The organism is Myxococcus vastator, assembly GCF_010894475.1.
Classification (GTDB): Bacteria; Myxococcota; Myxococcia; order Myxococcales; family Myxococcaceae; genus Myxococcus; species Myxococcus vastator.
The window spans coordinates 1-22,904 of record NZ_JAAIYB010000086.1 but is presented as its reverse complement, the minus strand read 5'-3'; the positions used below and the strand labels follow the sequence as shown (position 1 = coordinate 22,904).

Here is a 22,904-nt window from a genome sequence, read left to right as displayed (position 1 = left end):
GTGACGCGCTCCTGGCGCGCGACGCGGCCCGCGCCGTGCCGGTGAAGGCGGCCACGCTGGAGCTGGGGCTGTCCCGGTTGCCTCGTCCGGACGCGCTGTTCGCGCTCGGCACCGACGGCCCCTGGTACGCGTCGGTGCACTCCGCGGTGGCGAAGCTGGCGCCGGAAGGCGGCGCGGTGGTGCATGTGATGCAATACCTGGGCGGCAGAGGCCCGGAGGCGAGCGAGGCCCGCTTGGAGGAAGTGATGGATGCACTGCAACCCGGCTGGCGGACGTCCGTCGTGGCGCGCCGCTACCGGCCCTCCCTGCTGGTGTCGCACTGGCTGCCGACGGCGGAGACGGGCGGCCTGCGCGGACGCCCCTCGGTGGCGGTGCCGCACGTGCCTGGGTTGTACCGCGTGGGAGATTGGGTGGGGCCGGAGGGACTGCTCGCGGAGGCGTCCTTCGCCAGCGCGGAGTCGGTGGCGCGCGCTCTCGTCCCGGACCAGCAGGTGGCGTCACGCCGGGCAGTGGGGCGCTGACGCATGGGCCGCCCCGCGCACGAAGGACTGGCGCAGGCCGTGCGCGAGCACGAGCGCTTCCTGTGGGGGCTCTGCTACCGCATGACGGGCGTGTCGGCGGACGCTGAGGACCTGGTGCAGGAGACCTTCGCGTGCGCCCTGGCCTCGCCGCCCGCGCGCATGGAGGCGCTCCGTCCCTGGCTGACGCGAGTGGCGGTGAACCTGGCCCGGGACACGTTGCGGCGGCGCAAGCGCGAGGGCTACGTGGGGCCCTGGCTGCCCTCGCCGCTGGACACGGGCGAGGAGGAGCTGCCGCCGCCGGGCGTGGAGGCGCGGCTGCCGGGAGGCGGCTCCACGGAGGGACGCTACGCGCTGCTGGAGAGCGTCTCCTTCGCCTTCCTGCTCGCGCTGGAGGCGCTGTCTCCCAAGCAGCGGGCGGTGCTGCTGCTGCGCGACGTGTTCGACTACTCGGTGCGCGAGGTGGCCGAGGCGCTGCACATGAGCGAGCCCAACGTGAAGGTGGTGCACCACCGCGCGCGGGCGGCGATGGCCGCGTATGACAATGCCCGCTGCTTGCCGACGCGGGAGCTCCAGGCGCGCTCCCGCGCCGCGCTGGAGGGCTTCCTGGGCGCGCTGCTGACGGGCGACGTGGCGGCGGCGGAGGCGTTGCTCGCCCGTGACGTGTGCGCGCTGTCGGACGGCGGTGGCCAGTACCGTGCCGCGCGCGTGCCGGTGCTTGGAGTCCCGCGCGTGCTGCTGCTCTACCGGCGGCTGATGGAGCTGCGGGGGCCGCCCTCCGCCGTGGAGCCGCGGATGCTCAACGGCCTGCCCGCGGTGGTGTCCGTGTTTCCGCCGCCCCGGCGCGACCCGCAGGTGGGCACCCAGGTCGTGGTCCGCGTGGAGCTGGGCGCGGACGGGCGAATCGCCCAGGTCCACTCCATCCTCACGGACCGCAAGCTCGCCGGCCTGCGCATGCCGGCCTGAGCGCTCCGGTGGTGCGTCAGCCCGCCGGGCGCCGGGCGATGATGAGCTCGCTCACGCCCTGGAGTCGCTGCACGCGGCGCTCGACGTCGAAGCCCGCGCGCCGCACCAGGTCGAACGTGTCCCGGTCCAGCCGGCACCCACCGCTCACCCGCATCCAGGCGGGGGTGAGCAGGTCCTGCACGGTGGCCAGCGCCGGCGAGGGCGCGCGCACGTGCTCCAGCATGCGCAGCGCGCCGCCCGGGCGCAGCACCCGGAAAATCTCCGCCAGCGCCCGCGCAGGCGCCTCCACGCTGCAGAAGACGAGGCTGGACACCACGGCGTCGAAGGCGGCGGCGGGGAAGGGCAGGGACTCCACGCTGGCGTACAGCAGCCGCGCGTCGGGCCGCCGCCGCCGGGCGCGCGCGAGCGCCGCTTCGTCCACGTCGATGGCGGTGACGGCGGTGACGGTGTCCGGGTAGCCGGGCAGCGCCAGCCCGGTGCCGGTGCCCACCTCCAGCACGTGGCCAGACAGGCCGCGCACCAGCTTGCGCCGGGCGGCGGTGAGGCCCAGCCAGCCCAGGGGCGTCATGACCGCGTCGTACGCGAGCGCCTTCATGCGACAGCCTCCTCGTCGGAAACACGCGGGCCCGGACGCCCGCCGCGGATGCGCCGGAGCTCCGGGCCCATGAGACGCCAGGGTGCCGTCCTACCGCGCGCCCACCGTTCCCGGGCTCTTCGGAGACGACGGCGGCGAGGAGGCCGTCCCCGGCTCCCGGGGCCGCAGGACGCCCCAGATGCCGTAGAGCGCCAACGCGATGCAGCCGTACTGCGCGGGCGTCAGCCCGAAGTAGCGGGCGTCCACGTAGGCCATGTCCGTGGCGCGCAGGTAGTCGAAGAAGAAGCGGCACACCGCGTACAGCACCGCCAGCAGCGGCAGCAGGCGCCCCTTCAGCTTCCCAGCGTTGCGCAGCGCGTACAGCAAGCCGCTGATGGCGAAGAGCGCCATGGCGTCGTACATGCCCAGGTCGTGTCGCGGGCCACCGGGGAAGGCCACCGCCAGGAAGAAGTCCGTGGGCACGCCCGGGTGGTCATGCACGGCGAAGCAGCCCAGCCGCGCCACCGCCCAGCCCGGCGCCACGCCCAGGGCGAACGCGTCCGAGTAGTCCGAGAAGCGCAGCTTGCGCACCTTGAAGAACACGACGGCGGCGAGGATGCCGCCCAACAGGCCGCCGAACGAGGACAGGCCATCCCAGACCTTCAATATCTGGAACGGGCTCTTGGACAGCTCCTCCGGGTGGTAGAAGAACAGGTGCACCCAGTGGCCCACGACGACGCCAACCCCCACGCCCCAGGGCGCGAAGTCGGCGAGCGGCTCGGGGTTCAGGCCGTCGCGCTCGGCGTTGCGGCCAAGCAGGCGAGCGGCCAGCAGGATGCCCACCGCGACGAAGATGCCGAAGGGCTCGATTTTGAGGGGGCCCAGCTCAATCGAGGGGGCGTGCCAGTAGGGAATCACGTCAGGCGGCTCCAGGGGATGCGAACGTCCCACCCTTAATCCGGGCGGAGGGATGTGGGCGAACAAATGTCGGAACGGAGTCTTTCCCGGCCTCGTCTTCTTGGAGGTCGGGTGGAGGACACCGCTCCTGTGTGCCTCCGGGCACCTTGCTCGTACCCAGGAGGGAATCACTCCCACTTCCGGACGTTCGCGCAAGGCCAGTTAGAACCGAATTAATCCATTCGTGCGTGTACTACGGGAAATCCGTGGTTTTTTGTCAGGCCCTTCCTGTCCAATCGAACGGGAACGCAGGGCCTCTTGGATGAAGGGGGACAGGCATGACGCCGCGAGCAGTCTGTCACGTCGAGCCGGACGCGCGGCCCCATTGCCCCTGTCGCACGCGCGAGGCGCCGCACGCGACGGGTGCTGACCTGATGCTGGACGACCTCGCCTCATGCGTCCGGCGTAGCACAGTGGTTCAAGGAGCACACAACCCATGAAGTCCTACCTGTTGGTTCCAAAGGAGTCCATCGAGTCGCAGGCTCGCGTGGGGCCTCGCGGCACGGAGCAGGGCGAGCGCGTGCTGTCGCGCACGACGGCGCTGCGCTTCGCGGTGGCGAACAAGGCGCCGGACACGCTGTTCGCGCTCGGGCTGCGGTCGGCCACGCTGCCCGGCTCGCGTCCGCCCGTCAGTGGACAGGAGGAGCGTCGTCGGAAGGGCAAGGGCGCGAAGTCCGCGGGCACGCGCGGCGCGGACGCCTCCACGCCGCCCATGCCAGGCGCGACGGTGGCGGAGCAGACCGGCGCGGAGCCCGGCAGCTACCGGTACATGCCGCTCATCGGTGCCACCATGGCCCACTTCTACGAAGACCACACGGAGAAGGAGGCCCGCGGCGAGCTGGAGCGCGACTTCGAGTTCATCCCCGACGTCGTCCCGCTGTCCTTCCCTGGCCCGGTGTCGGCGGGACAACCGGGACCGCGCAACCGGGGCATGTCCTCGCTGGCCGAGCGCGAGTGGCCCGACGAGTCCGGCGTCCCCCTGGCCCACGCTCAGGGCATCCGCGGCGCCGGCGTCATGCTGGGCATCCTCGACACCGGCGTGGACGCGGACCACCCCGAGCACGCCGCGCGCGTCATCCAGTTCCGCTACGTGTCGCTGTTCCCCAACTCGCCGCACAACCCGGCGCGGGACATCCGCGGCTTCGACCCGGACGGCCACGGTACGCACGTGTGCGGCATCGCCGCGGGTGTGCACCATGGCGTCGCCCCGGAGGTGGACCTCTACGTCGCGTCCGTCATCGAATCGGAGACCATCCGCACCAGCCTGGGCCGCGTGGCCGCGGGCATGGAGTGGCTGCTGCACCAGTTCAGCCGCCCGGAGAACTCGACGCGGCCCGCGGTGGTCAACCTGTCGCTCGGCTTCCCGCTGATGCCGCCGCCCGGCATCTCAGAGGCGGACTACAACCTCAACCTGCGCGCGCTGCAGACGATGATTCGTCGCCTGCTCGACAGCAACGTCCTGCCCGTTGTGGCCGCAGGTAACAGTGGACCCGACACGGTTGGTTATCCAGCGGCCTTTCCAGAATCACTGGCTGTCGGCGCGGTCGACTTCGAGCGTAACGTGGCCACATTCTCCGCGAGTGGCACCGTGGGTAGGCGCGGCGTGCCGGACATCATGGGGTATGGCGTGAATGTCTATTCCAGCACGGAGCGTCGTTGTAACAACCAGGCGTTCTACGAGCGAATGAGTGGCACGAGCATGGCAGCGCCTTATGTAGCGGGTATCGCGGCGCTGTACCGTTGCCGTGCCCCCGACTTGACGGCGCTCGAGGTGAGGGATTTGATCCTGTCGAATGCGGTGAAGCTCCCTCGGTCGGGAACCCACAAGACAGGCAAGGGCCTGGCCGTATTCAGGTGACGGTGGTGGTTGAAGCCGGGGTCGGCGCCATGGGAGCGCCGGACCCGGGAGAGGATGAGGGCCATGGGCAGGAAGAATGGCGAGTGGGGGGACGTCCGGGTCGGCGGCGTCCCGGGTCTGTCCGCGCGCGTGCGCCCATTGCCGGGCGCCGCGGGTGCGGACACGCAGCCAGACTGGATTGACGTGACGGTGATGCCCCGCGAGGAACCGGCGGCGGCGTCGCGTGGGCGCATGGCCCCCCGTCCGCCCGTCCGCTCTCGCGTGGAAGTGCACCAGGCCGGTCTGGCCGAAAGCGCGCGCTTCCACCAGAGCCTCATGCGCTGGCTGGAGGCCCACCATCTCCTGGGCGCGGTGCGCTCGGTGAGCGAGCCGGGCTCCATGCCCATGCTCCACCTGCGCTGCGCGCCGCGGGTGCTGGACCAGCTGCGCCGTGCCCCGGAGTTCGAAGCGGGCACGATGATGCCCCTCGACCTCATCTAGCGGTGGGTGCCCCTCGCCTCGCACCCCTGGTCTGGGACTCCCTCCCTGTCTGAAGAGGGCTGCCCGGGTGGCCCTGCTGCCACCTGGAAAAGCGCGTGTTCCCGCCTTTCCTGAAGATGTGGCCGAGCCTTCGTTTCCGCTACTGAGAACCGACGGCTCCGCCGCTTCTTCCTGAATAGCTTGGAATCTCGCGATTAACCCGTCATTCCGCCAGTTGCCCGCGAGTCGAAGGGTGACGTCGGCTGGTGGACGGGGCGCAAGCGCGGCGCGTGTGAGGCTGTGCGCATGGCGACGCGGTGAGCAGTGATTGTCTCCCATTGTCGCCGTGTCCCGCTGTCACCCGTGTCACGCGGTGTGACGTCCATTGCACACGCGCACAGTCTGTTCGTCCCAAGCCCGCCACGGCGCCGCCAGGAAAACCAGGGACCTGCGTCTGTCCATTGAAAGGCACGAAGGTTGCCTTTCGCGGTCAGTGGACGCGAGCCCCCGGAGTCCCTCCATGCAACTGGCGATGAAGCCCTCACTCAGTGCGTGCAGCCCCTCTTACCTGGAGGTGGCGCGATGACGGCCTGGAAGCCAGGCAGTTCCTGCCGCCGCTGCCGCCGCAGGCGCTCTCCCCGGGTGTCCCTCCCGCCTTCCACCTCCAGCGCTCCGAAGGCCGGCCCCCACGCCAGCGTCGCGGCGCGGTGCGTGGCAGGCCGGCGGTGCGGGTGCCTGGCCTCGGGCCACCGCAGCGTCCGGCGCCGCGTGGAGCGGATCCGCCGTCAGAGCCACCCGTGGTGGTGACTGGTGACGCCCGTCACCAGGGGATGAGCGGTGTCACCGGCCTTCCCGCCCGGGAGCCTCCCCATGCATCGCGGAACCTCTTGAAATCACGAGCTTTGTTGCCTGGGGTATGACGCGACGCGGTAGGCACGGGACATGCTCTGGTGTGGGAGCGACGCCTTCCTCCCGCTCCCGAGGCTCCCCATGAAGCTCCGCTCGAAGCCCTCCTTCTCCAAGCCCTCCTCCGCTTCCTCGCGTCCCCGCTCCAACAGCGCGCCCCCGAAGCTGGACGCGAGCAAGCCGCCGAAGACGGACAAGACGCCGAAGACGGAGACCGCGGCCGGGCCCAACGCCCCGCGCCCGACGCCCAGCGAGCTGCAGACGGGCAAGGACAACCTCAAGCGCACGGACTACGGCGTGGTGCACCCGGACCTGCAGGGCATCCGCACGCGCCGTGACAGCGGCCAGTCCGGCGCGGACTTCGCGGACTTCAATTCGGACGTGCGCACCTCCACGCACCGGCTGACGAGCCAGCCCCAAGGCCACCAGCTGATGACGGAGCTCAACGGCCGGACGCAGGCGGTGAACCCCGGCATGACGGGCACCCAGCGGCAGCCCTTGACGGTGGCGGACATCTACTCGGGCCGCAACAGCGCCATGCCGATGTCCCACATGCCCCGGAACGACGGCACCTACGCCTCGACGCGCCCGGCGTACCGCTACGAAGGCCAGCCTGGCGCGGGCCGGCCCAGCGACATCCGGTACAACGAGCAGGCCACGGGGCCGCGCTTCAACAGCCTGGGCCACGAGTCGGTCCACGCGTGGCGCGCGTCCAACGGCGTGCAGGTCAGCCCGCTGGCGGCCAGCAAGCACAGCAACGCGGACGTCTTCAACCAGCACCCCCAATACACGAAGCCCATGAAGGAGACGGTCGAGGAGCGGCTGCGCCTGCGGGAGGAGTTCGAGACGATTGGCCTGCGTCCCACGCCGCACACGCCCGCGGGCTGGGCGCCCAGCGAGAACGCGATCCGCGCGGAGCACGGGCTGCCGTCGCGGCAGGACTACTCGGGCATGCGTCCCGACAAGAACGGTATCAATGACACCCTGAGCGTCTTCGACCAGGGCACCGACAACCGCAACTTCTTCCAGAAGCTGCGCGGCGAGCCGTCGCCCATCGGCCGGATTGTCGGCGACCTGGAGAAGTGAGTCCGGGGGGGGCGCGCCTACTGACGCACCAGCTTGTAGGCGGTGAGCGTGCCGTTGAAGCGGCCCAGGCCGGTGATGTCCCCGCGGGCGTTGATGTCCTCGGCGCTCAGCAGCGTCCATCCGCTGCCGGCGGGGAGCACGCTGTTGAGGTCGTGAATCTGCTCGCCGAGCCACGCCACGGCCGACGCGGTGCCCAGCGTGGTGTTGCCGTAGAACTGGCCCACGTAGCCCACGACCCAGCCCTCCGCGTTGAGGCCCTTGGCCTCGCTGTGGATGGCGCCGGGCAGGCTCGGCAGGGTGCCCAGGCTCCGGATGGTGCCGTCGCTCCAGACGAAGGCGTTGTAGATGGGCGACCCACCGGACGTGGCACCCACGACGGCGGAGCCCACCACCATGCCCGCGTCGTTCACGTCATGGGCCTGGCTGGCGCGCGTGACGTCCAGCGCCCCCAGGTTCACGCGGGTGCCCTCGCGCGTCCACAGCGTGGCCCGCGTCACGCCCTGGGCGTTCTTGCTGTAGCCCACCACGTCACCGTGCGCGTTGATGCTCCAGGCGCGGGCCAGCGTGGTGCTCAGGCCATCCAGTGAGCCCAGGTCCGTCATCGCGCCCGCCTCCCAGCGGAAGGCGCGGCTGGCGGTGCCCGTGGAGGCGCTGCCCACGATGACGCCGCTGTCGTTGATGTCGGTGGCGACGGCGGTGGCGCCGCCCAGCGTGCCCAGGTCCGTCAGCGCGCCGGCCTCCCAGCGGAAGGCGCGGGGCGCGTCGTTGTCGCTCTCGCCCACCACCACGCCGCTGGCGTTGATGCCGTAGGCGCGGCTGAAGGCGTTGCTGCCGGGCAGGGTGCCCAGCTCGGTGAGCGTGTCGCCACTCCAGTGGTAGGCGATGAGTGGCGGCGGCGTGCCACCCACCACGGCCGAGCGCACGTTGCCCACCACCTGCCCGGCGTCATTCATCGCCTGGGCGTGGCTGCCGGTGCCGGAGGGGTAGCCGATGGGAACCAGCGTGTATGCCGGCAGCTCCGGGATGACGGGCGGCGGCTCCGGGACGCAGGTGCCGTCCTGCTCGACGTAGCCCTCATCGCAGTGGCAGTGGTCACCGTGGGCGTGGCCATGCTCGCCGCAGTCAGGCGCGGGCTCCTCGCCTGGGACGCAGGTGCCGTCCTGCTCGACGTAGCCCGCGTCACAGTGGCAGTGGTCGTCGTGCAGGTGCCCATGGCCGCCGCACTCGACGACGGGCTCCTCGGCGGGGACGCAGGTCAGGCCGTCCGCCTCATAGCCTTCGTCACAGTGGCAGTGGTCACCGTGCAGGTACCCGTAGCCACCGCACTCGACGGGTTCGGGGTCGTCGGAGGAGCCGCAGCCCCCCAGGAGGATGGCCGTCGCGGCCAGGAGGGCCAGATGAAGAGTTCGTAGGTGCATCGCTTGTCCCGGCACTGGGTGGAGAACCGCGTGGGCGGGTGTCGCCTCGCGCGGCCCCGACATATGTCACGGCGAACCCGTATGTGCAATCGAGTTGCATTAGTGCTCTGAGGGCGAAAATGGCCTGGGCGCGGAGTGCGCCCGTTGGGTTTCGAGCACTGTCCCTGGCGCACACACCGGCGCTGTATCCGCTGGCTGACGCGCGCGTCCGGGTGTGCCCGGAGGGTGGCTCCCCAATGCGTGCCGCGTGACGATGCATTGCCGCCCCGGTTCAAGAAAGAGGGCGGTCATGGTGGGACTTCGAGCAGGTGCCGTGGTGTTTCTCGCGTGCGCGAGCATGCTGGGCGCCACGCCTTCCCGTGCGCAGGCGCCGCTGGAGGAAGCGCCCGGCGACGTGCTCTCCGAGGACCAGCTGGAGGCGCTGCTCGACTCACCCGTGGCGCAGCCTACCGACGGGGAGCTGGCCACCCAGGCCTTCGGTCCGGAGCAGCTCGCGCCGTACTTCGCAGAGGGCTCGCTGGCGAAGGCGCATGCCGAGTTCCGGCGTCGCCGCTACGCACGCGCCAGGGCGCTGCTCGCCCAGGAGGCCGCCACGCCGCAGGTCCGCTTCCTCATGGCGCAGAGCGCGCTGCTGGCGCGCAACCATGCGGCGGCGGCCGACGAGTTCGCCGCGCTGGCGGATGACTACGGCGCGCTGCGCGACCACAGCCTGCTGCGGGCCGCCCAGGCCAACGAGCGGCTGCGCAAGCTGGACACGGCCGCGGGGCAGTACCGCGGCGTGAGCCCGGGCTCGCCGCTGTACCCGGAGGCGCGCTTCAGCCTGTCGCGGGTGCTCCAGCGGAGGAGGGACATCCCGGGCGCGTTGACGGCGCTCCAGGAGCTCATCGACAGTCGCCAGTCCCGAGGGCCGGACGCGCTCCGGATGAAGGCGCTGCTGGCCATCTGCGACCTGGCGCGCGCGCAAGGGCAGTACAACGCCGAGCACCGCGCGCTGCTGGAGGTGTGGGCCACCAGCCCGCTGTCGCGCGAGGCGAGGCGCGCCGAGCAGCGGCTGAAGGGCCTGCCCCTGCCGCTCAAGTGGCGGGTGCGCCGCGCCGAGGCGCTGGTGGAGTTGCACCGAAACCACGCTGGCATGGCGCTGCTGAACAAGGTGCTGCCGCACCTGGAGTTGCCCGACGAGCTGGCCTGCCGCGCGCACCTCACGTACGGCCGGGCGCTGCGCAAGGAGCGCAAGCATCGCCGGGCCATCGACGTGCTGGCGCCCATGGTGGCGGGCTGCACGGCGTCCGAGCAGCGGCCCCAGGCGCTCTACATCCTGGGCTACTCCCAGTCGGTGGTGGACCCGAAGGCGGCCATCACCACCTACGCCACGCTCGCGCGGGACTACCCGGAGCATGGCTACGCGGATGACGCGCTCTTCTTCGAGGCCTGGATTCTCCAGCGGCTCGGGGACGATGACACCGCGCTCGCGCGCTACGAAGAGGCCGCGCGCCGCTATCCGGCGGGGAACTTCGCCTCGGAGTCGCTCTTCCGCGCCTTCTGGCTGCACTCCCGCAAGGCCAACGCCCCGGCGGCCCTGGCCGCGCTGACGGCGGTGGAGAACCTGCCCGAGGCGGCGCGCACGGACGAGGCGCTGTGGCGCTCGCGGTACTGGCGCGCGCGCATGCAGGAGTCCGGCGCCTCCGCGGACGCGGCGCTCGACGCTTACGCGCACATCGCCGCCGAGCGCCCCGCGGCCTGGTACGGGATGCTGGCCCGCTCACGGCTCGCGCTGCTCTCACCGGAGCGCGTGGCGCGGCTGTACCCCAAGCCCGTGCCTCCCGAGTCCCTGGAGGGCACCGGCGGCTCCGGCCGCGGTGACGCCCCGACGGACGAAGCCATGGCGGAGGTGGGCGAGTCCGAGGAGATCTGGCCGCTGCCGCCCGGCGCGCTGGCGAAGGACGCGCGCTTCAACGCGGGCGTGGAGCTGATGCGCCTGGGGCTGCCCGGCGCGGTGGAGGAATTCCTCGCCGTGGACGCGCGCGCGCTGCCCGAGGCCCCGGCGCGGCTGCTGTACCAGACGCTGAAGCGCACCGGCCGCCACCGGGCCGCGCGGCAGGTGGCGCGCACCTCGCTGAAGCAGGAGGTCCACGGTCCGCTGAGCACCGCGTCTCGCCCCATCTGGGAGGCCACCTGGCCGCTGGCGTACCGCACGGCCATTGCCCGCTACGCGCGAGCCCACCGCGTGGACCCGGACCTGCTCCAGGGCCTCATCCGCGAGGAGAGTCGCTTCAATGCCCGCGCGCGTTCAGCCACGGGCGCGCTGGGCCTGGCGCAGCTGATGCCGGCCACGGCGCGGCAGGTGGCGGACTCGCTGGACATGCCGATGCCGGGCGAGTCCGCGCTGCTCCAGCCCCACACCAACATCCGCCTGGGCGCGGCGTACCTGGGACAGCTGCTCAAGCACTTCGGCGGCAACGTGGCCTACGCGGTGGCGGCCTACAACGCAGGGCCCCGGGCGGTGGAGCGCTGGCGGCACGCGCTGCCCGAAGCGGAGCTCGACGAGTGGGTGGAGCACATCGGCTTCGAGGAGACGCGCGGGTACGTGAAGAAGGTGCTGGGCAGCTACAGCGCCTACAAGCTGCTCTACGCGGACCAGCCCGCGCTGCTGCGGGACTTGCGCCTCAGCGACGCCAGCCGGCGGTGAGGCGCGGCGTCCCCGCGGACCTCCAGGCGGCACGGTGTCGTGCCGCCCGGAGGAGGGGCCTCACTCAGAAGTTGAGGCCGCCGTCCACGTCGATGGTGCGGCCGTTGAAGTAGTCGCACTCCAGGATGAACTTCACGGCGAGCCAGATGTCCTCGGGCAGGCCGATGCGGCCCACGGGGATGTTGGAGACCAGCGCGTCGCGCGCCTTCTGGTTCATGCCCTGCGTCATCGGCGTCTCAATCATGCCCGGGGCCACCGCGCCCACGCGCACGCCGAAGGGGCTGAACTCGCGCGACCAGGTGACGGTGTTGGCCGCCAGCGCCGCCTTCGCGGAGACGTAGTTGGACTGGCCGCGGTTGCCGTGGCGGGCAATGGACGACATGTTGACGACGACGCCGCCCTTCTGGCCGGACTCGGCCACCTTCGCCACCACCTCGCGCACCATCAGCGTGGCGCCCGTGAGGTTGACGCCGATGACGGCGTTCCAGTCGGCGGTGGCCAGCTTCTTCACCTCGCCGGTGGTCCGGTCCTTCTTCACCAGCAGCGCGTCCCGCAGGATGCCCGCGTTGTTGATGAGGCCGTTGAGGCCGCCCATGGCGCCCTGCGCCCAGTTCACGAAGGAGACAATGTCCTCCTCGGAGGACACGTCCAGCTTGCGGCGGTGGATGCCGGCGGGCAGCGAGGCGAGGCGCTCCTCGGCCACGTCACCCACGGCCACCTGGGCGCCCGCCTCGTGCAGGCGCTGCGCGAAGTGCGCGCCCATGCCCTGGGCGCCGCCCGTGACGATGATTTTCAGGTCCTTGAGCTGCATGTGTCTCTCTCCGGCAGGTGGGGTGGTACGAAATGCCGCGCAGGGTACGAAACCCCGGTCGCCCTGGCCAGCGCCGGGCGATTTGAAACCTGAATCAAGCTTCAACTTCGCTGAAACGAAAAGCGCCGCGCCGTTTCCGACGCGGCGCGGCAAGGACCCTCCGTCAGCGGCTCAACCCAGCTCGGCGGCAATCACGGCGCCCAGGCGGCGCATGCCCTCGGCGATCAGCTCCGGCGGGCGGTTGGAGTAGTTGAGGCGCATGAACTCCGGGCGCGGGGTGTTGGCGAAGAAGGGCGCGCCCGGCACGAAGGCCACCTTCTGCGCCACCGCCTTGGGCAGCAGCGCCTGGGCGTCCAGCCCGCCGGGCAGCTCCACCCAGAGGAACATGCCGCCCTCGGGGTGCGTCCACCGGGTGCCGGCGGGCATGTGGACCTGGAGGGCGTCCAGCATGGCCTGGGCGCGCGCGCCGTAGACGGGGCGCAGCGACTCCAGGTGGGCCGCGTAGTCGAAGCGCGCCAGCAGCTTCACCACCGCGCGCTGGGCCAGCGTGGCGGTGTGCAGGTCGGTGGACTGCTTGGCGACGGCCAGGCTGCGGACGAAGTCGCGCGGGCCCACCGCCCAGCCCAGGCGCATGCCCGGGGCCAGCGTCTTGGAGAAGGTGCCCAGCGACACGACGACGCCCTCGTCGTCGAAGGCGGCCAGGGACGGCAGGTGCTCGCCGCGGAAGCGCAGCTCGCCGTAGGGGTCGTCCTCCAGGATGAGGAAGCGGTGCTGCTGGGCCAGGCGGACCAGCTCGCGCCGCCGCTCCAGGGACAGGGTGGTGCCCTTGGGGTTCTGGAAGTTGGCGACCACGTACACCAGCTTGGGCTTGTGCGTGGCCAGCAGGCGCTCCAGGTCGTCGGTGCGCATGCCCTGGTCGTCGCTGCCCACGGTGGCGAAGCGCGCCTCATAGGCGCCGAACGTCTGCAGCGCCGCCAGGTAGCTGGGGTTCTCCACGATGATGAGGTCACCGGGGTCCAGCATCACCTTGGCCACCAGGTCGATGCCCTGCTGCGAGCCGTTGGTAATCAGCACCTGGTCCGCGTGGGACTGGCGGCCGCGCTTCTGGAGGTGGCCGCAGATCCACTCACGCAGCGGGCCGAAGCCCTCGGTGGTGCTGTACTGGAGCGCGGCGCGTCCTTCGGTGGCCAGGGCCTCGGCGTGCGCCTCGGCGATGGCCTCCAGCGGAAAGAGCTCCGGGGCCGGCAGGCCTCCCGCGAAGGAGAGGATGTCGGGCTGCTCGGCGACCTTCAGGATTTCGCGCACCGCGGACGTCTTGATGCGGGACATCCGTTGGGCCAGCCGCCAGACGGGCGGCGGGGGGAGGGGGGCGCTCATCGCGTCAGCGCTCATGCATCACGCTCCTTTCGGGTTCTCTGGAGGCACATGGACATGCGTGTCCTCCTTCATGGACGTCAGGACGATGGTGGTCTGCGTGCGGGTGACGCCCGCGATGGTGCGCAGCGTTCCCACCAGCAGGGCGTCGAGCGAACGGGTGTTCGCCGACTTCACCTTGAGCAGGTACGAGTCCTGGCCCGCCACGCGGTGGCACTCCAGGACGTCCGGCAGCGACAGCACCTGCTTCAGGAACTCGTCGAAGTACTTCGGGTGCTCGATGCTCACGCCGATGAAGGCCGTGATGTCCTTGCCGAGCTTCGCCGCGTCCACGCGGGCCGAGTAGCCCGTGATGACGCCGCGCTCCTCCAACTTGCGGATCCGCTCCGCCACCGCCGGCTGGGACAGCTTCACCGCGCGCGACAGCTCCAGCTGCGTGGCGCGGCCATCGCGCTGCAACATGTCGATGATGCGGTGGTCGAGCTCGTCCAGGAACATGGGGGCGTTTGCCTTGATTTTATAGGTGCTTTGGTCGGACGGCAGATAATTTAAATTTGAAGCTCCAAGGATGCAACCCCGAAGGCGGTGTCCGCTCGTGTCGGAACCTGTGCCGGTATCGCCGGTGGGAAGGTGTGCTTGTCCGCCGGGCGAGGCCTCGGCTGGCGAGCGGCGGGAAGCTGGGGCGAGCCAGGCGCGGTGGCACCTGCCCGGGGGTTCGTTGACACCGCGTGTCGTGTGCGGGTGAACGGTGGGCGGGCACTGGACTGTTCGTGGCACGGCGCGTGGCGGCGGCTGACCTCCCGGCCCGAGACCTGTCGGCAACGAGCGGTGCGACGGGCCGCCTCCACGCATGGCGCGGGCGCGGGCCGTGCGGGGTTCGTGTGCCGCGACATCAGACGGTGGGACAATTGAGACTCATTGAGGGGCGCGGGTACGGTTCAAGGCCTGGGGGCGGACATGGCGAATACGGTGGGTGTGAACAAGCTGTCGGTCATCACCAAAGACAGCAACGGTGTCACCGTCGCTTTCCCTGACGTGTGCAAGACACCGACTCCGGCCGGGCCTGTCCCCATTCCCTATCCCAACATCGCGCAGTCCTCGGATACGGCGAAGGGGACCAGGAAGGTGTCTGTGGAAGGCAACCCGGTTTGCGTGAAGGACTCGAACTTCAGCACCAGTACCGGTGACGAGGCGGGTAGCGCCGGAGGCGTGGTCTCCGGCAAGACGAAGGGCAAGGCCGAGTTCGTCAACTACTCCTTCGACGTGCTGTTCGAGGGGAAGAACGTGGCGCGCGCCATGGACCTGATGCTCCACAACGACAAGAACACCCCACCCTTTCCCGTCATGCAGCCCCCGGTGATTGCCACGGGCGGGACCTCCGAGCTCGTGTGCGACGAGTGTGGCAAGCCGCGGTAGCGCCAGGCGGCTACCCAAGGGACCCCGCATGGACACCTCAGACCCTGGTCACAAGCGCAGTGCCCCGTCCGAATCGCTGGCGGAACGGGTTCTGGGTCCCCAGGTGGGATGGGTGACAGGTGCCAGCAGTGCTGGCGGGGCGCTCGTGGACTATCCTGGCAATCCGCACGGGCCACTTCCCGCACGCAGCGCGATACCGCTGGACCGCGAAGCCTTGACCCGTGCGGCCCAGCAGCGGCAGGGCGCCATCCTCCTCTTCGAGAATGGCGACCCAGGCCTGCCCCTCTTGATGGGGCTCATTCATGCCCCCAGCGAGACGCCTCTGCTGGATGCCGTGCTTGAACCTCTCCTTGATGACGCACCCATGGAAGCCCAGGTCGACGGGCATCGGGTGGTCATCGAGGGACGCGATGAAATCGTCCTGCGCTGTGGCAAGGCCAGCCTCACCCTGCGCCGCAATGGGCAAATGCTTCTGCGCGGCATCAACATCCGGACCGAGGCGGACGAAGTGCAAAGAATCAAGGGTGGCAAGGTTCAAATCAACTGACGGCACACCCGACCCAGGAGTTCGTCATGTCGAAAGAACAGCACAACTGGGACGACAAGAACCTCACCGTCAAGCACAAGGTGGTCAGGAACTCGACGGAAGGTGGTGCGTGTCTCAATCGGCACGACGGAAGCCGCGAGCAGAATGGCAAGGGCGTGCTGAAGGCCGTCTCCTGCAACCATCGCTGGCAAGCCTTCAAGAAGGCACTGGAGACGCAGGCGACCTACAACTGGCCCGCCTACGAAGCCCTGAGCAAGCAGAAGACGTTCGCGATGGCGGTGCGCGCCCGCAGCGGCACCCGGCGGGTCCAGGCTCCCAACGGGGAGAACAAGGCCTGGGACGTCACGGCCGAGGGGCGCAACTTCCGAACCAGCTGCAACGTGCCCTTCTGGCACGAGGCGCACCACCTCGTGCCCAACAACGTGCTCAAGTCCTGCATCGTCAAGGTGGGCGAGGGCAAGCCCTTGCAGACGGTGTATGTGAAGAAGGTCCGCGGCGGGTTGCTCAAGGAGAAATACAATCTCAATCACAAGGCCAACATGATCTTGTTGCCGATGGATGAGAAGGTCGCGCGGGCCTTGCAGTTGCCCCGGCACCGGCTCACGGCGGAGCACCGTTCGCACCGGGCCTACAGCAACCACGTGCGCCACAAGTTGCAGTGGTGCCTGGTGCCCGTTCAGGCCGCCGTGCAGGAACACGAGGGTCCGCCCGCCGACTACGAGGTCTGCAAGTCGGAGATCGAGGCGCTTTCCAGCTTGCTGTATGACAAGATTATTGCCGCGGGAAAGCTGATGGCAGCGGGGACGATGAAGGGTGATGCGCTGGATGACATCCCTGCCAGCCACTTCGACAAGGCTCCCACCAAATCGAACCTGAAGGGTCTCTTCAAATCATGAGCGATCATGCTGCGACCGCGGGAAAGCTCCGGTTCTTCATGCTGGACAACATGGGCGACCAGGACGACCCGGACCTCTGCATGCTGGGCAACTTCATCAAGGGCATCGGGATGGACTCGTGGCGCGTGGCCTTGGGCGAGCCCGTGGGTGCCATCCTGCCCAAGGATGCCCGCCTCTACATGGACAAGGAGAACCTCGGCATCCAGTTGTCCTCGCTGCTCGGCAATACGCGGCAGATGCTCATCGTCCACAAGGACGTGAAGGACATCATCCAGAAGCACTGTGGTGACGAGAAGGTGGAGTACCTGTCCTTCACGCTGTACGACCACCGCAAGCGTGTCTACAGCCGGGACTACTTCATCATCAACCCGCTGGGGACCTTTGATTGCCTGGACATGGGCGCGAGCGATGTCCAGCGCGGGACGGAGAACCCGGAGCGTATCGTCGATGTGCACGTGCCCGTGCTCGACCGGAAGAAGATGAAGAACGCTCCGCCGCTATTCCGCATCGACAAGGACTCCAAGTCCTATGTGCTGGGCTTCGAGCTGGCCAAGGAGCTCAGCGAAGGTGACTTCAGCAATCTCCTCGTGTCGGAGCTGAAGTTCAGCGACGCGTGACGAAGCCCATGCACATTCCGCCCGGCCCCCCACGCGAAGGTCTCGCTAGAAGTCAGCGCCCTGGACGCATCCTCTGGGACGTCATGCAGGAGCACCTGGACGAGGCCGCATTCCACTGGCGCCAGCGGGAGCGCGCGCTCGCCTCGTGGGAGGAGTCGCTCGAGGAGGTCGCCGAGGGCGACGAGGCACGCCTGCTCGCGCACGTGGAGGGGCTCGTCATCGGAGGCGCACCCGTCGCCAAGCGGTTGCTGCTGCCCGCCCTGGAGGGCGAGGACCTGTGGCAGGTCGGTCCAGCGGCGCTCGCGCTCCTCGAAAGTGAAGGGGCCGCGTCCCTGGTGCTGCTGCTGCGGGGCCTGACGGAGGGGCCGGAGGAGTCGCGTCCCGAAATCCGACGCGCCTTCGAGCTCGCCGACCGGAGCCGGTTCGAGGCCCTGCTGCTCCCTCAGGTGGCGCGAGTGGGCCCGGAGGCCCAGGCGATGTTGCTGGAGGTGCTGACCGCGTGGCAGGCGGACCCGGGCACGGCGCTTCCGCGGACGCTCGGCGCCGACGACGCGCCGGCCCTGTGGGAGGCCGCACTGCGCTCGGCGCGCTTCACCACGCGACCGGTCGCGGAGGGACTCGTGCGGCAGGGGCTGGCGCATGCGGAGGACTGCGTGCGATGCGTTGCCCTGGAGACGGGACTCATCCTGGGGCTGCACGAATCGTGGCATGCGTGCCGGCGGCAGGTGGGGGCGCCGGGCGAGGCTGGCCGCCTGGCGACGCTGGCGCTCGCGTCAGGCGGGGAGCCCGCGGACATGCGGCTGCTCCTTGAGGCCGCGGAAGCGTCGCGGCTTCGCGAGGACGTGCTTTGGGCCCTGGGGTTCAGCGGGCGACGGGTCGCGGCCGAGGCGCTGGTGGACGTGATGCAGCGGGAAGAGGCGGTCTCCCGGCTGGCGGCCGAAGCATTCGCCATCATCACCGGACTCGACCTCACGGAGCACCTGCTCACGGACGAACTGGACGACGAAGCCCCTTCATCCGCGGAGGAGGGCGCTGGCGAGATGGGAGCGGCAACAGGCGCATGGCGGGTTCCGCCTCCGCCCGGCCGTGTGCGGGCTGCCTCTGTGTGTGCCTGGTGGCAGAAGGCGCGGACACGCTTCGACGAGCGGGGGCGCTTCGTCCGGGGCGTCCCCTGGAGCCCCGCGGCCGTGTCCGCCGAGTTGACCCATGGGCCCGCGTGCCTGCGCCCGGTCTGGGCACTGGAGCTGGCGGTCCGCACCCGAGGTGCCCTCCAGGTGGCGACCACGGCACGCGTGGCCTTCCAACTGCGGCAGCTCCAGGGCCTGGTGGCGCTGCGTCTGGACTCGACGCTCCGCGGTTTCGACAGCCTGATGACCGCATGAGGGCGGGAGCGTTCTAGCTGGGGAGGCCCCTTGAGTCTGGTGCTGATGGCGACCGGTGCGGTGACGAGCGTCGGACACTCCGTGGAGGCCGCCTGCGCTGCGATTCGCGCCGGCATTTCACGGCCCCGGAAGCTTCGGGAGTTCCGGGTGGTGGAAGAGGAGTCCCAGGAGGACATCCCCGTGTCGGGCCACCCCATCCGGGGCTACACGGAGGGCTTCCAGCTCATCGGCCGGTGGCTGCGGCTGGCGCGAGGCGCCGTGGAGGACCTGCTGTCTCATCCCAACGTGTCGGGCAGGCCTGCTGCCTTCTGGGAGAAGACGGGGCTCGTCGTCGTGACACCCCCCGCGGATGACGAGGTCTTCCTGTCGGCGCCGGGAGGGTCGCTGGAGCAGATTCGCGAGAGCTACCTCCAGCCGCTGCATCGCTCGCTCGGGCTGGCCATCGCCGAGCCGAACGTGGAGCTCATCTCCAGCGGGCACGCGGGCACCGCCGCGGGCCTCCAGCACGGCCAGCAATGGATGGCCTCACGCGGCCTGGAGCGCGTGCTGCTGGTCGCGGTGGATTCGTACCTGGACGAGCTGCTTCTCCAGCAGCTCGCCAGTCACCGCCGGCTGAAGACCGAGGACCATCCGGTCGGGTTGATGCCGGGGGAGGCCGGCGTGTGCCTGTTGGTGGAGACGGACGCGAGCGCGCGTCGCCGCGGCGAGGAGTCCGCCATCCGCATCGACACGATTGCGACGGGCCGGGAGCCCGACCACTTCGGCTCAGGGCGGCAGAACATGGGCCGCGGGCTCGCCGCGTGCATCCAGGACGTCCTGTCGGGCCTGCCGTCTCCTTTTGAAGGGGATGTCTACGCCGACCTCAACGGCGAGCAGTGGCGGTCCCATGAGTGGGGTTGCGTGCGCGTCCACCTCGGGACGAGGCTCGGCGCGGCGCGGCTGCACCTGCCTGTCACCTATGTGGGAGACGTGGGGGCTGCCAGTGGCGCGCTGGGCGTATGCCTGGCCGCGCACGACCTCTCGCGGGGCCACGGCCGACAGGCTTGCTCGCTCGTCGTATCCAGCTCCGAGCACGGTGCGGTGGGCTGCATGTCACTTCGGAGGAGCAACACATGAGCGCCGTGTATCTGCCTGTCTATGTCCAGAATGCGCTGGAGGACAACCTGGGGCTCCTTCCGCGCATCCGTGCGGGGGCACCCCAGCGCAAGGTGCTCGCGTTCTGTCAGAACTTCCGCATCGCGGGCATCGGGAAGCTCTTCCTGGATGGCTCGCCCGACGCGCTCCGCTTTCACCTGCACCAGAGTGGCCGCGCCTTCGCTTTCTTCAGCGCGCACGCAGCGGAGGAGGGGCGACTCGGGAGCAAGGCGCTGCCGTTCTTCGACGCCTTGGCTGCCGGCGACGCTCAGGGAGCGGAGGAGATTGCACGGCACTCCCGGCGGACGTGGATCCAGGGAAAGGAGTATGAGGAGGACTTCCTCTTCGTGGAGTTCTGTATGCAGCACGCCTGCCTGGGGGCGTCGCGCACCACGCTGGAGGCGCTGCTCGATCGCTATGAGAAGGCGCTCGAAGGCTCGGAGGACTTCCGGCTGGACGTCTGCAAGGCGCTCATGAACGCCCGCGAAGATGATTTCAACGCGGCGCTGGAGCAGTACCTGGAGGCGCGGAGCGACGAGTGGGCGGAGCTCGAGGACAATGGGAGTGTGGCTCCCGAAGTCCTCGTCACGGAGGGACGCTTTTGCGTCGAGGGGCTCAGCCTGGTCTACATGGCCGAGCGCCAGGGGCTGGCGACCGAGCGGGACTACCTGCACATCCCCTCGCTCGCGAGGAAGGGCCGTCCCCCGGCGTTGGATGCCCGCTCCTGGGAGCGCATCGACGTGGAGTCGGACTGAAGCGGATTTCCGGGTTCAGCGCGAACCGGCTGAGTCTTGCGATAGGACGTTCCATCCTTTGACCTCGCCGCTGTACAAGCTGAGATGAGGGATGACGCGCCCGTGGATGTCGCTGTTCGTGAAGGCCAGCAGCGGCTTCAAGCTTCCCCCTGTGCGCGACATGTCCGGGCGGAAGAGCGCGTTGCAATCACTGTGATGCCGGTTGTCGAGCAGGAGGAAGTACGCGAGCGCTGACACCCTCGTGTCTCTAGCGACGCGGTAAACTGTGTTGTACTTGTCGTCGTCCTCTTCGAAGCCATCGAGGCGGATGTGAACGAGAGGCCTGCCGCCCCCCGCTATCTTCATGTCGCACGGCTCTCCACAGACGAAGAAATCGACTGGTCCGTGCCCATGGCGTCGCACGATACCCAGGGCCCATTCCTTGAACGCCTCGTAGCTTAGGGGGTCGACGCGGGAGCGGTTGCAGAGGTTCCGCGCTGGCGCGATGGTTACATGGACCTCTCGACTCTTCCTGCGAAGCGCAGCCAAGTCGCGTGGCTCAAGATCTAGGTGCGCAGCGTTCGCGTATGCGGCGAAGTCATCGGCATGGCCTTCATTGCGGTACTTCTCTTCGAGAAATGCGACCAGGCATGCGAGAATCTCGTCCGTCTCGCCGAGGTCGTTCTTCTTGAGTGCGAGCCGAGTGCCCTTCCATCTGGCCGAGTGCACGAACTGATTTCCCGCCTGGGGAAGTGGGTACATGTTCATCGGGTTGACGGAGCGGAACATTCGGAGGCGCCGACGCGCGAGCTCAGCGAGGCCCAACTCTCCAATCGCGTCAGCGGCGGGCGTCAGGTGCGCGAGCTTCAGCCGTTGCTCGCCCCGAGGACGATAGAGACTCGTCCCACCGACCGGCAACGGCAACGCAATCCTGGATGTCGCGTGGCTCAGCAGGACAGCTGACTTCTCATTGGGATTCGTTCCGAGTGCCCAGCAGAGCTTTACGCCGCGAATTGCAAAGGCGTCGAGAAGTGAGCCGGACGTCAGTCGTTCGACATCGCCAGACCACGTCAGCCCGAACACGGAGGTTGCGAACTCGTTGTCGGACGTCAGATATGCGTTCGCATCACTGCGGGGGATCCAAGCACCACGAGGTACCCCGGCGTGTCTGCGGCAGATAAACGTCTCGTCACCGGATGCCGCGCGAGCAAGCAGCCAGCGCTGTACTGCAATGACTGCGGGTAGGTTCGGATAGAAAACTGCCATGAGTTCGAAAAGCTCATGAAGAGTCCCCTCAAACCCGGTTCTTGGAGCCCAGTTCCGCACGAACCCGACAATATCTCACGGGGGCGAGGTCGGGAATGCTGGTCTCCGCATCTGATGTGTGACGCTCAGTGACGTCGTCTGTTCAAGTCGACTGCGCCGTCGTGGAAGAGCAGTTTGGCTGGTAGGTCGAACACATCTTTACGGAAACGCCTTCTCTTTGGGCGATGTTCTTTCTTTGCAACGAGATTGTGCGGCTTGCGCGCGTTCTGACCCTTCATGGGTAATTTGTGTCCGACAACGACTCGGCGGCCAATGCGAACTCCATTCAGGTAAGCAGGCGTAGGCTTCGCCTCGACATGGTGTGTCCCGTGAATATTGAGCAGGAGTTTCTTCAAGGGGCTGCCGAGCAGCGGCCGGTGGGCGGGAAGGAGATGGTTGTGGCGAGACGTACCTCCTCTCGAAGCGGAACTCGACCACAAGAACGCGCGCATCGCGGAATTACGCGCCAAGTTGGTGCGGACTCGGATGGTTGCGGCTTTGTGGCACATGGATGTTCTCGGAACGCCGAACGCGGGCGCTGGAGGGGAGGAGCTTTGGAAGTGCAGTGTGTCGCCTTCCGGACGGGATGTTGGATGTTGGCTCTTGTTTAGGCTACCTATCAGGTAATGCTTGGCACGTGCGGCGCTTGATGCGCGCAAGCCTGGGGGCACGCATGTCCGACGAGGGCGATGTGTATGTGAATGGCATGACGCCGGTCACCGCGGAGAGTGGAGGCACGGTGGTGGGCTTTCCGGACGTCTGTCGGGTGCCTTCGCCGGGAGGGCCTTTGCCCGTGCCGCTCCCCAACGTCGCGGTGAGCCGGGACCTGGAGAATGGCTCCCGGACGGTGCGCATCAAGGGTGCGTCGGTGGCCTTGCGGGACTCATACCTGGGCAGGTCCACCGGCAACGAGGCAGGCACGGCGGGCGGAGGTGTGACGTCGGGGACGACGAAGGGACGTGCCCACCCGGTGAGCTACTCCGCTGACGTCTTCATCGAGGGCAGGCCGGTGGTGCGCAACTTCGACCTCTTCACACTGAATGACCACAACACGGCGCCATTCCCCATCATGCAGCCGCAGGGCGCGCCACCAGTGGCGGTGCGGGTGGATGAGGTGGCGCAGAGGGAGCCCGAGGAGACGTGTGACTATTGCGGGAAGGAGGCGCACGCCTTTGACAGGAAAGGCAGGGTGGGGTGCAACCTGGGGAACTCGGCGGTGCTGGGGCGAAACATGCTGGAGGGGCGGGAGCTGTCCACGCA

21 protein-coding genes and 1 pseudogene are annotated in these 22,904 nt (G+C 69.0%); 14 read left to right on the top strand and 8 right to left on the bottom strand.

Annotation, left to right across the window (positions count from 1 at the left end; all coding sequences use genetic code 11):
- Together G4D87_RS11485 and G4D87_RS11480 are read left to right on the top strand one after the other, a co-directional pair.
- Positions 1–521, top strand: a pseudogene (locus tag G4D87_RS11485) (amine oxidase); the annotation flags it as partial.
- Positions 522–524: 3 nt separating this feature from the next.
- Positions 525–1,484, top strand: a complete 960-nt coding sequence (locus G4D87_RS11480; protein ID WP_163781854.1) for a sigma-70 family RNA polymerase sigma factor — start codon at positions 525–527, stop codon at positions 1,482–1,484.
- 16 nt (positions 1,485–1,500) lie between these two features.
- On the opposite strand, the gene G4D87_RS11475 is transcribed toward G4D87_RS11480, so the two are convergent.
- A complete protein-coding gene (locus G4D87_RS11475; RefSeq protein ID WP_163781852.1) occupies positions 1,501–2,079 on the bottom strand; it encodes a class I SAM-dependent methyltransferase in 579 nt (192 codons plus the stop codon).
- A gap of 90 nt (positions 2,080–2,169) precedes the next feature.
- Entirely contained in the window at positions 2,170–2,976 is an 807-nt protein-coding gene (locus G4D87_RS11470) for a prolipoprotein diacylglyceryl transferase (protein WP_176411296.1), read from the bottom strand.
- Positions 2,977–3,451: 475 nt separating this feature from the next.
- Between G4D87_RS11470 and popC the strand changes: the two genes are divergently transcribed.
- The 3 genes from popC (at position 3,452) to G4D87_RS11455 (ending at position 7,324) form a co-directional block, all read left to right on the top strand.
- Positions 3,452–4,873, top strand: a complete 1,422-nt coding sequence (gene popC, locus G4D87_RS11465) for a subtilisin-like protease PopC (protein WP_163781848.1) — start codon at positions 3,452–3,454, stop codon at positions 4,871–4,873.
- Between the two features lie 63 nt (positions 4,874–4,936).
- Entirely contained in the window at positions 4,937–5,353 is a 417-nt protein-coding gene (gene popD, locus G4D87_RS11460) for a PopC secretion inhibitor PopD (RefSeq protein WP_240358196.1), read from the top strand.
- A gap of 969 nt (positions 5,354–6,322) precedes the next feature.
- A complete protein-coding gene (locus G4D87_RS11455; protein ID WP_205507544.1) occupies positions 6,323–7,324 on the top strand; it encodes a M91 family zinc metallopeptidase in 1,002 nt (333 codons plus the stop codon).
- Positions 7,325–7,341: 17 nt separating this feature from the next.
- On the opposite strand, the gene G4D87_RS11450 is transcribed toward G4D87_RS11455, so the two are convergent.
- Positions 7,342–8,742, bottom strand: a complete 1,401-nt coding sequence (locus G4D87_RS11450; protein WP_163781844.1) for a DUF3466 family protein — start codon at positions 8,740–8,742, stop codon at positions 7,342–7,344.
- A gap of 289 nt (positions 8,743–9,031) precedes the next feature.
- On the opposite strand from G4D87_RS11450, the gene G4D87_RS11445 reads away from it, so the two are divergent.
- Positions 9,032–11,428 carry a lytic transglycosylase domain-containing protein gene (locus tag G4D87_RS11445; protein ID WP_163781843.1) on the top strand — a complete coding sequence of 799 codons (2,397 nt, stop codon included), beginning with the start codon at positions 9,032–9,034 and terminating at the stop codon, positions 11,426–11,428.
- A gap of 64 nt (positions 11,429–11,492) precedes the next feature.
- On the opposite strand, the gene G4D87_RS11440 is transcribed toward G4D87_RS11445, so the two are convergent.
- The 3 genes from G4D87_RS11440 to G4D87_RS11430 form a co-directional block, all read right to left on the bottom strand.
- On the bottom strand, positions 11,493–12,239 hold the full coding sequence (locus tag G4D87_RS11440; RefSeq protein ID WP_163781841.1) for an SDR family oxidoreductase: 747 nt from the start codon (positions 12,237–12,239) through the stop codon (positions 11,493–11,495).
- A gap of 171 nt (positions 12,240–12,410) precedes the next feature.
- A complete protein-coding gene (locus tag G4D87_RS11435) occupies positions 12,411–13,631 on the bottom strand; it encodes an aminotransferase-like domain-containing protein (protein WP_163781839.1) in 1,221 nt (406 codons plus the stop codon).
- A 3-nt stretch (positions 13,632–13,634) separates the two neighbouring features.
- Positions 13,635–14,111, bottom strand: coding sequence for an Lrp/AsnC family transcriptional regulator (locus G4D87_RS11430; protein ID WP_163781837.1), 477 nt, complete (start codon positions 14,109–14,111; stop codon positions 13,635–13,637).
- Positions 14,112–14,570: 459 nt separating this feature from the next.
- Between G4D87_RS11430 and G4D87_RS11425 the strand changes: the two genes are divergently transcribed.
- From G4D87_RS11425 to G4D87_RS11395, 7 genes are all read left to right on the top strand, one after another.
- Entirely contained in the window at positions 14,571–15,029 is a 459-nt protein-coding gene (locus tag G4D87_RS11425) for a DUF4150 domain-containing protein (RefSeq protein WP_163781835.1), read from the top strand.
- Between the two features lie 28 nt (positions 15,030–15,057).
- A complete protein-coding gene (locus G4D87_RS11420; protein WP_163781833.1) occupies positions 15,058–15,576 on the top strand; it encodes a DUF6484 domain-containing protein in 519 nt (172 codons plus the stop codon).
- 26 nt (positions 15,577–15,602) lie between these two features.
- A complete protein-coding gene (locus G4D87_RS11415) occupies positions 15,603–16,472 on the top strand; it encodes an AHH domain-containing protein (protein ID WP_163781831.1) in 870 nt (289 codons plus the stop codon).
- The gene (locus tag G4D87_RS11410) at positions 16,469–17,089 is read left to right on the top strand and encodes a hypothetical protein (protein ID WP_163781830.1); all 621 of its coding nucleotides are present in this window, start codon (positions 16,469–16,471) and stop codon (positions 17,087–17,089) included. The genes G4D87_RS11415 and G4D87_RS11410 overlap by 4 nt, the downstream gene beginning before the upstream one ends.
- 83 nt (positions 17,090–17,172) lie before the next feature.
- Complete coding sequence (locus G4D87_RS11405; RefSeq protein ID WP_163781828.1) at positions 17,173–18,471, top strand: TIGR02270 family protein; 1,299 nt, start codon at positions 17,173–17,175, stop codon at positions 18,469–18,471.
- 30 nt (positions 18,472–18,501) lie between these two features.
- Positions 18,502–19,587 carry a hypothetical protein gene (locus tag G4D87_RS11400; RefSeq protein WP_163781826.1) on the top strand — a complete coding sequence of 362 codons (1,086 nt, stop codon included), beginning with the start codon at positions 18,502–18,504 and terminating at the stop codon, positions 19,585–19,587.
- Entirely contained in the window at positions 19,584–20,360 is a 777-nt protein-coding gene (locus G4D87_RS11395; RefSeq protein ID WP_163781856.1) for an Imm49 family immunity protein, read from the top strand. Before G4D87_RS11400 ends, G4D87_RS11395 begins: the two co-directional genes overlap by 4 nt.
- Before the next feature lie 15 nt (positions 20,361–20,375).
- Here G4D87_RS11395 and G4D87_RS11390 read toward each other — a convergent pair whose 3' ends face one another.
- Both G4D87_RS11390 and G4D87_RS38855 read right to left on the bottom strand, forming a co-directional pair.
- Positions 20,376–21,605 (bottom strand): hypothetical protein, encoded by a 1,230-nt coding sequence (locus G4D87_RS11390; RefSeq protein ID WP_163781824.1) that lies wholly within the window; start codon positions 21,603–21,605, stop codon positions 20,376–20,378.
- Between the two features lie 125 nt (positions 21,606–21,730).
- Positions 21,731–22,000, bottom strand: a complete 270-nt coding sequence (locus tag G4D87_RS38855; RefSeq protein ID WP_205507543.1) for a hypothetical protein — start codon at positions 21,998–22,000, stop codon at positions 21,731–21,733.
- 317 nt (positions 22,001–22,317) lie between these two features.
- Between G4D87_RS38855 and G4D87_RS11385 the strand changes: the two genes are divergently transcribed.
- Positions 22,318–22,904: DUF4150 domain-containing protein (locus G4D87_RS11385; protein WP_163781823.1), on the top strand; the 587-nt coding region annotated here is incomplete at its 3' end.